This window comes from Floridaenema evergladense BLCC-F167 (assembly GCF_041929205.2).
Classification (GTDB): domain Bacteria; phylum Cyanobacteriota; class Cyanobacteriia; order Cyanobacteriales; family Aerosakkonemataceae; genus Floridanema; species Floridanema evergladense.
Genome location: NZ_CM171625.1, coordinates 1,697,358 through 1,709,365 on the forward strand (window position 1 = coordinate 1,697,358; position 12,008 = coordinate 1,709,365).

General features: G+C 39.9%; 10 protein-coding genes. 1 reads left to right on the forward strand and 9 read right to left on the reverse strand.

Annotation, left to right across the window (positions count from 1 at the left end):
- Positions 1-152 precede the first annotated feature (152 nt).
- Together ACE1CA_RS08090 and hemE are read right to left on the reverse strand one after the other, a co-directional pair.
- Entirely contained in the window at positions 153-1,904 is a 1,752-nt protein-coding gene (locus tag ACE1CA_RS08090) for an NAD-dependent epimerase/dehydratase family protein (RefSeq protein WP_413278894.1), read from the reverse strand.
- A 57-nt stretch (positions 1,905-1,961) separates the two neighbouring features.
- On the reverse strand, positions 1,962-3,026 hold the full coding sequence (gene hemE, locus ACE1CA_RS08095) for a uroporphyrinogen decarboxylase (RefSeq protein ID WP_413278893.1): 1,065 nt from the start codon (positions 3,024-3,026) through the stop codon (positions 1,962-1,964).
- A 286-nt stretch (positions 3,027-3,312) separates the two neighbouring features.
- Here hemE and ACE1CA_RS08100 point away from each other — a divergent pair, with 286 nt between their 5' ends.
- Positions 3,313-3,795: a universal stress protein gene (locus tag ACE1CA_RS08100; protein WP_413278892.1), complete on the forward strand. Its 483-nt coding sequence runs from the start codon at positions 3,313-3,315 to the stop codon at positions 3,793-3,795.
- A gap of 58 nt (positions 3,796-3,853) precedes the next feature.
- Here ACE1CA_RS08100 and ACE1CA_RS08105 read toward each other — a convergent pair whose 3' ends face one another.
- From ACE1CA_RS08105 to ACE1CA_RS08135, 7 genes are all read right to left on the reverse strand, one after another.
- Complete coding sequence (locus ACE1CA_RS08105; RefSeq protein WP_413278891.1) at positions 3,854-6,577, reverse strand: HAD-IC family P-type ATPase; 2,724 nt, start codon at positions 6,575-6,577, stop codon at positions 3,854-3,856.
- Between the two features lie 648 nt (positions 6,578-7,225).
- Positions 7,226-7,894 carry a response regulator transcription factor gene (locus ACE1CA_RS08110; RefSeq protein ID WP_413278890.1) on the reverse strand — a complete coding sequence of 223 codons (669 nt, stop codon included), beginning with the start codon at positions 7,892-7,894 and terminating at the stop codon, positions 7,226-7,228.
- 20 nt (positions 7,895-7,914) lie between these two features.
- Positions 7,915-8,607: a ribonuclease III gene (gene rnc, locus ACE1CA_RS08115; protein WP_459563641.1), complete on the reverse strand. Its 693-nt coding sequence runs from the start codon at positions 8,605-8,607 to the stop codon at positions 7,915-7,917.
- Positions 8,608-8,749: 142 nt separating this feature from the next.
- Positions 8,750-9,241 (reverse strand): NYN domain-containing protein, encoded by a 492-nt coding sequence (locus ACE1CA_RS08120; RefSeq protein ID WP_486517715.1) that lies wholly within the window; start codon positions 9,239-9,241, stop codon positions 8,750-8,752.
- Positions 9,242-9,408: 167 nt separating this feature from the next.
- The gene (locus ACE1CA_RS08125) at positions 9,409-9,606 is read right to left on the reverse strand and encodes a hypothetical protein (RefSeq protein WP_413278887.1); all 198 of its coding nucleotides are present in this window, start codon (positions 9,604-9,606) and stop codon (positions 9,409-9,411) included.
- A gap of 261 nt (positions 9,607-9,867) precedes the next feature.
- Positions 9,868-10,452: a Uma2 family endonuclease gene (locus tag ACE1CA_RS08130; protein ID WP_413278886.1), complete on the reverse strand. Its 585-nt coding sequence runs from the start codon at positions 10,450-10,452 to the stop codon at positions 9,868-9,870.
- A gap of 39 nt (positions 10,453-10,491) precedes the next feature.
- On the reverse strand, positions 10,492-11,913 hold the full coding sequence (locus tag ACE1CA_RS08135) for a sensor histidine kinase (RefSeq protein ID WP_413278885.1): 1,422 nt from the start codon (positions 11,911-11,913) through the stop codon (positions 10,492-10,494).
- Positions 11,914-12,008: the final 95 nt, after the last annotated feature.

Sequence of the window (12,008 nt, forward strand, 5' to 3'; positions counted from 1 at the left end):
CCTCACTCCAGGTCATTCAATTTTAAATTTTGGATTGAACTTAGAGATAAATCTAAGGTGTTATAACTTTGTGTTCTAGATGATTTTAGCTTATTATTTGATTTTGTGTATTAGAAACGATTATTGGCACTAATCGTTACTACAAAATAGCTTCATTTTTCTCGATCGTCAAAAGCTTGTTTGTAATCTTTAATTCTGTTTTCAACAGCTTTGGATGAGTTATAATTCGCTGAGTTCAGTGTGATTTGCGGGGGTTCGCTAATGCCGCTAGTTTTCAGTAGATCCTTAATTGTGGGACAATAAACTGGTAAACCAAAGGTAGCTGGATTAATGGGATTTGTATAGGTAAAGTGACGATATTCCAGACAAAATCTATCCCAAGCTGCCATTTGAATGCGGAACAACCAAATTAAAATATCGGCTAACCAAGGAGATAAATTCACCCGAAATATAATCGGTTTTTGCAGATATTCACAAGCTTCTTCTACTGCTTGATTTACAGTTGTCGGTTGATTTCCTAACACTAACCAATTTTTTTGGTCTCGACTAGGAGGATTTTTCAGTAAGTAATAAACTACTTGGGCAATATCTTTAGCATGGATGAAGTGAAAACTGCCTTCAGTTTTGAAAAATCTGATGTAATTAATCCATTTTTTTAACCCTGGTAAACCAGAGGAAATATGCGAATAAGGATGTTTTTCATCTCCTCCTAACACCAAGGTAGGAAATAGGGTAGTAAGGCGATCGGCAATTGGTAATTTTGATATTCTACTCAAACCTTCGTATTTAGAACGGATATATTCAGTGCCTAATTCTCTTGCTTCTTTAAGTAAATGATTATGTCTATCTAAAATGCTTGCAGTCGAAAAATAAATTACCTGTTGACACACCTTTGGATCGAGGTAATTCAACAACTGCATGGTTTTAAAAACATTAACATCCAAAGCTTCTTGCTGACCACCCCAAGCTGCTGCTGTTAAAATTGCACAATCAATTGTTTTCAGCATTTTTGCCAAGCGAGAAATATATTTCATATCCCCTTGGACAACATTGATTCCTGGACGCGAATTACAGTCAATTCTTAACTTTCTGGGGTCTCTAACTAACAGAAATAACTCATGTTCTGTTTCGTTAATTAAGGTTTCGGCAATATAGTGACCTATGCAGCCACTAGCACCAGTAAGTAAAATGCGTAAGCAATCTTTATTTGGATTTAGCGCAGTTTCAGAAGCGATAGGTAAAGGTGATTCAACAGAAGTTTTTATTGGTTCAGAAACCGTAGCTGGTTGAGAAACTTTTAATTCCGGTTTTTCTTGAATTTCCTGTATTTCTGAACTTTCAGAATCGCTTAAATCTGGGGTTTCCTGAATTACTACCGCCTCCGCTTCCCCCACAGAACTTGATTCTTCGGTTTCCTGAATTTCCGATAATTCTGCATTTTCAGAATAGCTCAAATCTGGTGCGTCCTGAATTACGATCGCCTCCGTTTCCGCCACAGGAATTTCAGCAGAACTTGACTCTTGTGTTTCTGAACTTTCGGAATAGCTCAAATCTGGTGCGTCCTGAATTACGATCGTCTCCGTTTGTGCCAGCGGAATATCAGGAGAACTTGACTCTCCAGTTGCTTGAATTTCCCTGGTTTCGGAAGTCTCAGCCACTGTCAAATCTGGTGCGTCCTGAATTGCGATCGCCTCCGACTGAGTTAGTAGAATTTCGGGAGAACCTGACTCTCCCTTATCCTGAATTTCCTCAGAAACTAAACTATTTAAAGTAGCCTCTGAAGTTATGGTTTCAGGTGCTTTCGAGTCATCAGATTCCGATACAGAAACTTCAGGAGAATTCACCTCTAGGCTTTCCTGTTTTTCCGGGTTATTTGCCTCTCCTGCTAGAGAATCACCTATCACCTATCACCTCTGAAATTCTATCTTCTTATTGCAATGCCCCAATTTTAGTGCAGAATTTCAAGCATGAATGGTGAGCAATTTATCAGCTTGCTTGGCAGTTTCAAAAAAGAAAGCGACATTTTCCTCTGGAGTAGTTGGTAAAACGCCATGACCTAAATTTAGGATATGACCTTTTTTACCAGCTTTGCGAATTGTATCTAAAATCCGATCGCGGATAAAGTCATGAGAACCATACAAAACGCAAGGGTCAATATTTCCCTGCACCCCCATATTTTCACCGAGTCTCTTTCTTGCTTCTGCCATATCTACCGTCCAGTCTACACTAACGATATCCACACCAGATTCACTCATGCGATCGAGAATTCCTGCACTGCCATTAATATAAAGAATCATTGGCGTATCTGGGTGAGTAGCTTTCACTTGTTTCACCACTCGCTGTTGATAAGGCAGCGCCAAAGTCGCATAATCTTGGGGACTTAATTGCCCAGCCCAAGAATCAAACATCTGCACCACTTGAGCACCACTGTCAATCTGATATCTTACATAAATGGCGATCGCATCTGCCAGTTTACCCAAGAACTCATGTAACAAGCTTGGCTCTGTAAAAGCCATACTCTTGATTATTGTGTAATCCTTGGAAGACTTGCCTTCAATAGCATAAGCCGCCAAAGTCCAAGGCGCACCCACAAAACCCAAAACCGTCGCCCGATCGCCCACTTCTTGCCGTAAAATTTGTAAAGTTTCCCTAACAAACGGCAAACAAGTTTCCGGTTCCAAAGGTTTCAGGTTTTTCACCTGTTCCAGGCTGCGAATCGGCGGCTCGATTACTGGCCCTCGGCTTTCTATGATATCGAAAGGTATGCCAATTCCGGGCAAGGGAGTTAAAATATCCGAAAATAAAATTACTCCATCGGGTTGGAAAGCGCGGAAAGGTTGCAGGGAGATTTCCACTGCTAAATCTACATTTTCTGAGCGATCGCGAAACGAGGGATACTTATCTCGTAAATCACGATAAGCTTTCATATAGCGTCCAGCTTGTCGCATCATCCACACAGGAGGACGTTCCAACACTTCGCCACGCGCCGCCCGTAACAGATAAGGAATCTGGGTTGACCCAGCCATCTAAACTCGTCCTATATTAGTTTTTTAAGTGCATTCGTTAGCTTATCATTCATCAACACATTTATTCGCATTTCTTTTTGTTTCTTCTAGATTTACAAAGCCCTGACCCACACCTCATCCTTTAAAATTAGAAGTAAAGGCCAATTCCAGCCCAATCATTCGACGCTAATCAGCGAAAGCTTTTCACTGTTGATATCTCAGTAAATAAAAACCGCTAAATCTTGGCAAATCAAGGCAGCGAGTTTTGGATCAAAAAATTACCTTCAACAACATAAGGGGATTTATAATGTATAAAAAAATTTTGGTAGCAATAGATAGTTCAAAAATTAATCAACAAGTATTTGATGCAGCTGTAGATTTAGGAAAACAGAATAACGCTACCTTAATGCTGCTGCACGTCCTCACAGACGAAGAAATGGGTCTGACAGAAATTGCTACACAACACATTTCTGCTTTAGAATATCACGCTGCAATGGTAGAGCAAGTGGAAGCTTATCTGAAAGAAAAAGAGCTTTTTCGCCAAAAATACTTAAGTTTATTAGAATCTTGGGCTAAAGAAGCTGTTGATGCTGGAGTTCCTACCGAATACACTCTTAATTATGGTGGCCCAGGTCGGACGATTTGCGACTTTGCGAAAAGTTGGGATGCCGATTTAATTATTATGGGTCGGCGCGGTCTTTCCGGCTTCAGCGAATTTATCATGGGCAGCATCAGCAATTATGTAGTTCATCATTCTCCCTGTTCTGTCCTCATTGTCCAAGAGAAATAGACATTTAGCGTTCTTATGCTACTAGTAATAAGAACGCTAAAGCGCAACTACATAGCCCTTAGTTTGGCGGATCGAAGCGGTTGACAAAGGTAGCGATCGCAATCATTGGTAAACTCACGCCCAAACAAATCAACCATTGATCTAAATTCATTGGTGCAGTCTTAAATACATTGTTGATAAACTCAGAATTGGCGAAGATAATTTGCAGAATTACTGCAACGACAATTCCAGCAGCTAAAGCAGGCGCACCACTAACCTTTTCCTTCGAGCCATTAAATTTGGCAACCAAAGAAGGGACTAATTGACTGATACTAAGGAGATAAAAAATTCTGCCCATAACTAATGATTGAATTGCCATAGTCCGGGCTAATTCTATACTACCCCAAGGTGCTTGGCGTACCCATTCAAACATTCCGAAAATCAGCGTCCAGTTGTAGAGAGAAATTGCTAGAATTCGCTTAATTCGATTCACTGTCAAGAAAGGCTCATTCACCGGACGTGGTGGGCGTTTCATCACACCTGCTGACTTTGGTTCAAAGGATAATGGCACGGTCATTGTGATAGAGTTGAGCATATTTAGCCAGAGAATTTGTAGAGATAAAATGGGCAATTCTCTACCTAACAAAGTACTAATTAAAATTGTCATTGATTCTCCACCATTCACAGGCAGAATAAAGCAAATTGCTTTCAGGAGGTTTTTATAAACCGATCGCCCTTCTTCCACCGCTGATTCAATTGAGGCAAAATTATCATCAGTTAATATCATATCTGATGCTTCTTTTGCTACTTCCGTACCACTTCCCATCGCAATCCCGATATCTGCTTGCTTCAAAGCGGGGGCATCATTTACCCCATCTCCTGTCATGGCGACAATCTCACCTTTTGATTGCAAAGCTTCAACAATTCGCAGCTTTTGTTCGGGTGCAACACGGGCGAATACACTACCTTCTTCTACCGCATTTGCTAATTGAGAATTGCTCATTTCTGCAAGTTGAACACCCGTGTAAGCAATCACTTTTTTATTCTTGCGAAATCCCATTCTGCGGGCGATCGCTTGGGCGGTAGTGATGTGATCGCCAGTAATCATTTTTACCTGAATTCCGGCACCTTGACAGGCGTGAACAGCTGCGATCGCTTCTGGGCGTGGCGGATCGATCATCCCTTGCAAACCAATAAAAATTAGCCCGGTTTCAATATCTGGATGATCCACCGTTTCTTGAGTTATTGGCACGGATTTTTTAGCAAAAGCTAGAACGCGCAAACCATTTTTCGCCAAGTCATTAACTCGCTGTTCAATAAGTTCGTGATTTACAGAGGTTTCTGTTCCTTCTGCATCTAATGCCGAAGTACAACGCTGCAAAATTGACTCTGCTGAACCTTTAATATAAACTACATTTCCGGTGCGGTTTTTATGCAGCGTTGCCATATATTGAAACTGCGATTCAAACGGAATAGAATCTAAGCGCGGATACAATTTTTCGATCGCTTGTTGAATCATTCCTGCTTTCGCCGCTGCACTAATTAACGCCCCTTCCGTTGGATCGCCAACTACTACCCAACTGCCATTTTTCTGTTCTAAATGCGAATCATTACACAACAAACCAGCTTTCAAACATTCTTCCAGAGTGGGATTTTTCTTTAAATCAACTGGTTGTTGATTAAGCATAATTTTCCCGTCTGGATTGTAACCTCTGCCAGCAATAGTGAAAGGTAAACCTCCAGCTAAAATTCCTTGCACTGTCATTTGATTTTCGGTTAAAGTTCCCGTTTTATCCGAACAAATTACAGTTGCGCCACCCAAAGTTTCCACTGCTGGCATTTTTCTCACAATGGCATTACGACTCGCCATTCGGTTTACGCCAACCGCTAAAGTTACGGTAATTACTGCTGGTAAACCTTCAGGAATTGCGCCAACAATTAAAGCAACCGCAGCTTCTACCGCATCATTAAAACTTCTTTGCCCTAACCCGATCGCAAAGGTTAAAGTTGCCATAAATAGCACAAAAAACAACCAATTTTGGCTAAATTGATTGAACTTACGAGTTAATGGTGTAGTCAGATGAACTCGTTGATCTAATAATTGAGAAATCTTACCAGTTTCGGTGTTATTTCCAGTAGCGATAACTACACCAGTTCCTTGTCCAAAGGTAACAAAACCGCCAGCATAAGCCATGTTATCACGTTCGGCTAAAGGGGTTTCTGGTGGTAAAAGTATTTCGTGAATCTCTTTTTCTACAGCAACGGATTCCCCGGTTAAAGCTGATTCATCAATTTGTAAATCCCTAATTTTAATTAGGCGCAAATCGGCGGGAACTTTATCACCAGAAGTGAGTAAAACAAGATCGCCAGGAACTAGTTCTTCTGAGGAAATGCGAAGTTTTTTCCCATCCCGAATTACAGTAGCTTCAGTTTTTACAGCAGAAGCTAATGCTGCGATCGCACCCTCAGCTTTAGACTCTTGCACAAAGCTAATTATCGCGTTAGTAGTTGTAACACCCCAAATTACTCCCGCATTTAGCCATTCACCAATAATTGCTTTAATTGCCCCGGCACTTAATAAAATAATTAACAGGGGTTGATTAAACTGCAAAATAAATTTTAACCAAGCAGGTTTTCCTTTTTTAGCAGTAAGCTGGTTTAGTCCATATTCAGATTTTCGTCTAACTGCTTCTTCGTTACTTAAACCATTTTCTAAATCTGTATTTAATAAATAGGATATTTTATCTTCTGGTAAACTGTGCCACTGTTGTTGAAGTGATTCTTGTTGATCGATCGCTAACATACTACCCTCTTCAAAGCTTTATAAATAGCTTCAAATCTGGCAATAAAACTTAAATGAAACTGAAATGAGAAACTTCTTAAATGCTAATACTAATTCTCTATGAGGATGCGCTGTACGGAACCTCACCCCAAACCCCTCCCCGTCCACAGGGAGGGGCAATCATTAAGTGCAATTTTACACAGAATTGGTATAAACAACAAAAAAACAGGGTTCTAACCCTGTTACCTGTCAACGGCTGAAAACGTTTTTAGTGGAGTGCTAGTTAAACTAGTGATTTGTCCATGTACGCTTGCATTTTTTCATGGTCAAATTCAATATTCCATAAGCAGAATTGAAGTCTTCTTTTACACTTCAAGATCTTGCTTTAATCGTCATCAGCAATGCTGATATTCTACTAAAGTTGATAGCTTTGCGTATCAGAGTAGCCCTCTCCGATTCGGCTATCATCTTTAATTGTGTTATTAGTTTTTAAGACCTTTATGAGAAGTACATGAGAAAGTTCTCATACAATTTATCATCAACCAAACAAACTATTGCTAGAGATAACTTTGTAGAGTGGGTCAAAAGAGCCAAAATCTCTCTTAATTTAAAGATTATAGCTCTGACGCACCTTAAGATTGTGCTATTAGTGAAAATTCTGCTAAAAATTCAAGTAGAGAAGCGATATCCCATTCCCCGAACGGTTTCAATTTTATCGCTGCCTAATTTTTTGCGAAGATAGCCGACATAAACATCGACAATATTAGAATTTGGGTCATAATCGTAACCCCAAACGCTACTTAAGAGTTGTTCTCGACTTAAAACTTGTCCGGGATGGCGCAGAAAAGTTTCTGCTAAGATAAATTCACGGGCGGATAATTCGACATTCCGATCGCCTACAGCCACCTTTCGGGAACGCAAATCTAGTAAAATATTGCCGACTTGTAATATTAAATCATCTTTTTTGGCAAAACTGGTGCGATCGCGCAATCTAACGCGCACTCTCGCCAACAACTCTTCAAACCGGAAAGGTTTAGTCACATAATCATCCGCACCACCTTCTAACCCCGCTACCTTATCAGCAACATCATCACGCGCCGTCAGAATAATTACCGGAAGCGTTTCTCCCCTTCCCCGCAACTCTTCCAAAACTTCTAAACCATCTTTCCCCGGTAAACCCAAGTCCAGAATTAACAAATCAAAATCTTTACTATCAGCTATCCTAGCTGCGGCTTGTCCATCATCTACTATTACAGTAGTAAAGCCATTAGCTTTTAAACCTTTTTCCAAAAAAGATGCAATTCGCGGTTCGTCTTCAGCGATGAGTATTCTGTTCATTTAGAATAGAAAATCAATTTCTAGATCATCCCTCGTTTTTTTAGCTTCGCTAAGGCATCTTCAGCAGCAGACTTTTCGGCATCTTTTTTGCTGCGTCCCTTGCCTTCTCCATACTTTTCCTCACCTACATATACTTTGGCAAGAAATTCTGGAGCATGAGACTCCCCACCTGCTTGAACTGTAACATATTTGGGTAGCAAAGTTGTGCCGAGATTAGCCATTACCCATTGCTGAAACTGATTTTTAGCATCTACATTCGATCGAGACACTACAATATTTTCTGGAACCGAATCAAACAGTTTTTTCACAAAGGCACGAACTGGCTCAATATTGGAATTATTATCCAGATAGTAAGCAGCAATAAAAGCTTCAAAAGTGCTACTGAGTAAATTGGGATTAGTGAATCCTCCCTCTCTAATTGTGCCTTTACCAAGGCGCATCCTAAAGTCTAAACCTAGTTCGATCGCAAACCGCGCCAGTTGCTTTTCATCCACCAACGCCGAACGCCGACGAGTCATTTGATCTTCTGACATTTCCGGGTGAAGACGATAGAGATAATCCCCACTCAAAAAAGTTAACAAAGCATCACCCAGAAACTCTAAACGTTCGTTATTCTCTTCCCCTTCTCCAGGGTTATCGTTCACATAAGAACGGTGTGTCAGTGCATGACGCAGCAGTTTTTCATTATTGAAATTTGGCACTTTTATTTCCATTTCTCTCTCTCCTTTTTTTTGGGTTCGATCGTCCTTAGATTTGAATTCTGTTAATTTGGTAGTCATGAAAAAAGCCTATAATTAATGTCGTGGAGAAACCCGGTTTCTCTGAGAAACCGGGTTTCTGATCGCTGTAGCAAGCTTAAGGAACAAGTTGAATTTGTTCCCCAACTAACTTAGGCAGTTCCTCTATAAAGTGGAAGTTCTTATCACCAACAAGCTTTGCTAGCTTTGGACTTGCACTACCTCTTTGAGCAAAAATTATCACTCTTTTACCCAAAGAGAGGAGAACGCTAATTAAGCCTGCATAGTCTCTGTCTCCTAAGACAAGAATAATTTTTTTAAGAGACGGTCTAGAGGCAACCAATTGAATACAATCACATATCAATTGCTTATCTGCACTGTTCTTGGAAGGGTCAAGAACATCAATCCCTTTACACCCAATATTCTGCATGGTGTTTATGGCAGAAACTTGGTTTTGATGGTAGGAATTATAGTATGCCTGGAAGCAATTCAGACGACCTTCCAATGTGGCAAAATTCTCCAAGTCTTTACCGTACTTTGGAATTGAAAGGACGTTCTGAATATCGACTAAAATAGCAACTAGCTCTTTGCGAGCAGAGATTTTTTGCATTTTTTTGTCCAAATTTTTAAATTGTGATTTGGACAGCATCAAGAACAAAGCTTTGCACAGGAAATAAAATAAAACAGAATTTTTACCTGTGACAAAACAGGCAACCTACATCTTCGGTCGGTCAAAGTCTCAGATGCAAGGATTGAGGTATCCGATAAAGGATTGGCTTAACCCTCGGCATGAGGATTCATGTTTAGATGGGGAAAATTAATTGGGAAAGCCTGGAGAGTGATGATATTATCTGCGATCGCATCCCTATTACCAAGCAAATAACATAACGCATAAGGCACTGGTAATTTCACCAATGACTTATGCGCCATGTTAAATGCTTGATAATAAGATACAGCCGCAAATAATATCATCACTCTTCAAGCTTCCCCAATTAATTTTCCCCATCTAAACATGAATCCTCATGCCGAGGGTTAAGCCAATCCTTTATCGGATACCTCAACCCTTGCAGCTGAGACCGCAACCAAGCTGAATAGTGTTTACGGCTCTTTTTGCTGCCTTACTAATTCATTGCATACTGTATGTTGAATGTCAAGAGTATAATCGAATTTATTTTTTCGCTCTGTGCTTCCAGAAACCTAATTTCTCCAAAACATCGCATTTCTTTCCAGTATTTCCTACTTCTGTTTTGGCGGAAACACCCTATTTAAATCCAAAAATAAATCTGGAAAAGAAGGTAACGCGATCGCTTGATTTGGTAAAACAATTCGTCTATTCTGATAACCAAAGTTTCCTTGACTATTTTGAAAAGGTTCGCTGTGAGCTTCTAACTGATTATCGGATAAATTAAATATCCAATAGTCAGAGATTCCGGCTTCAGCATAGAGAGATAACTTAACTTCTCGATCGTAATTCAAAGTAGAATCGGAAATCTCAATTACCAATAACACATCATTTGGTGTAGGGTGAGCAGATAAATAGTCATCAGGCTTGTTTTTTACGATCGCAAAATCTGGTTCAGGTTCGCTGTTGTTTAGTAATAAGATGGGAGACTGACAACGAAGAGTTGCCGCATCTCCTAACAGTCTAACTAATTCTCGAAGCAACTTAGAAATACAAGTTTCGTGAGCCGTACCTTTTGCTGCCATTTCGATAATTTCTCCTCTGATTAACTCAATACGATCGTCTTCGTGGAAGAAGCCGATTTCTGTGAGTTTGTGGTATTCTTCTAAAGTGAAACGTTTAGCTTGAGTCATCTTCATAACTGTTACCATTTCAGCGAAATTATTAATGTTTTTATTTTACATTCCTGGCAATTTCAAAGGCAAAACCAATACAAAAATTGAGCCTTTACCTAATTCGCTTTGTAATTCTACTCTTCCTTCATGAGCTTCGACAATTGCCTTAACTATTGCTAAACCTAAGCCGTAACCTTCCGATCGTCTGCGACTATTCGTTACTCGTGCGAACCTTTCAAAAATTCGCTTTTGTTCTTTAGGTGATATGCCTTCTCCAGTATCGCGTACCCAGAAAAAAACTTGGTTATTTTTAGCAGCTGACCCTAAAAAAATTGCATCTTCTCGCTTAGTATGTTGCACTGCATTTTGGGCTAAATTCATCATAGCTTGAGTTAATCTTTGGCGATCGGCTATAATGCGACAAAAAGCGTGAGATTCGATGTACCAATGGCGATCGCCTAAAGCCTTCGCCTTCGCTAACAATTCATCCGTAAACACCTCAACATCAACAATTTCTAAATTTAAAAAATCCGGTCTTTCCGCTTTTGCCAATAACAACAAATCATTCACTAACCGACTCATTCTATCTAATTCATCGGTGACAATAGCTAAAGTTTCCTTTTGTTCTTCAGGATCGTCTCCTAACAATTCTAAATGACCGCGAATAATCGTGATAGGTGTTCTTAATTCGTGACCCGCATCATTAATAAAATTGCGTTGACTAGTAAAAGCTGCTTCCAATCTATCCAACATTGCATTAAAAGTAATGGTTAATTCAGCAATATCATCTGAACCTTGCACCGCGATTCTTTTGCCTACATTAGAACCACTAATTGACTGTGCTGTTGCCGTTAATAATCGCAAAGGTCTTAACACCCTTCCCCCTACCGCCCAAATTACCACAGCAGCAACAATTAAGACCATTAATGTTACTAATACCATCACAACCGTAACTTCATTCAGCTTTCGTAACTCGCTTTCTGTAGAGTGTATGACAACAAAAACTCCCGGCTTTTGACCATCAATATTAACAGGTTGAACCACATATCTAATATTATCTTCAGGAGTAATTTTTTCTCCTTTTTCCAGTTTAGTCGCTCTCGACCAGCGGTTTAATAATTTCCGATCTCGCACTAATACTTCTGGTAAAGCTGAGGGACTAGCTTTGTAAAATTTACCATCAATGTAACTCAGCATAAATTCCCCATTAACGGGAATATTCCGCGAGAGGAAATCATCAAATAAACTTTCGACTTCACAACAACCAAATTCGCGATATCCTTCAAGTAATTGCCGGAACTCCGTAATCTCTTGCACCAAAATTTGTTTGCTGCGTTCTTCTAACCTGACAGAAAGTACTTGACGCACAGCAAAAATAGTCAGTGTTGTGGAACAAGTCATAAGTAGTACGTACCACATAATAATTCGGGTACGAAGTCCGTAGAAAACTCGCCGCCATCCCCCAAAATGTTGAGTGTTAGTCATCGGATTTTCGAGCAAGATCTAAAATTGATTGGTCTGAAGTCGGAACTTGGTTATTAGGACTCGAACAACTGAAATTTAGTTGTTGCCACCAAAGT

What these genes read in the sequence shown, in the direction of transcription:
- ACE1CA_RS08100 (WP_413278892.1), top strand. Translation starts at nt 3,313, where the DNA reads ATGTATAAAAAAATTTTGGTAGCAATAGATAGTTCAAAAATTAATCAA.
- ACE1CA_RS08105 (WP_413278891.1), bottom strand. Translation starts at nt 6,577, where the DNA reads ATGTTAGCGATCGATCAACAAGAATCACTTCAACAACAGTGGCACAGT.
- ACE1CA_RS08110 (WP_413278890.1), bottom strand. Translation starts at nt 7,894, where the DNA reads ATGAACAGAATACTCATCGCTGAAGACGAACCGCGAATTGCATCTTTT.
- ACE1CA_RS08120 (WP_486517715.1), bottom strand. Translation starts at nt 9,241, where the DNA reads ATGCAAAAAATCTCTGCTCGCAAAGAGCTAGTTGCTATTTTAGTCGAT.
- ACE1CA_RS08130 (WP_413278886.1), bottom strand. Translation starts at nt 10,452, where the DNA reads ATGAAGATGACTCAAGCTAAACGTTTCACTTTAGAAGAATACCACAAA.
- rnc (WP_459563641.1), bottom strand. Translation starts at nt 8,607, where the DNA reads ATGGAAATAAAAGTGCCAAATTTCAATAATGAAAAACTGCTGCGTCAT.
- ACE1CA_RS08135 (WP_413278885.1), bottom strand. Translation starts at nt 11,913, where the DNA reads ATGACTAACACTCAACATTTTGGGGGATGGCGGCGAGTTTTCTACGGA.
- hemE (WP_413278893.1), bottom strand. Translation starts at nt 3,026, where the DNA reads ATGGCTGGGTCAACCCAGATTCCTTATCTGTTACGGGCGGCGCGTGGC.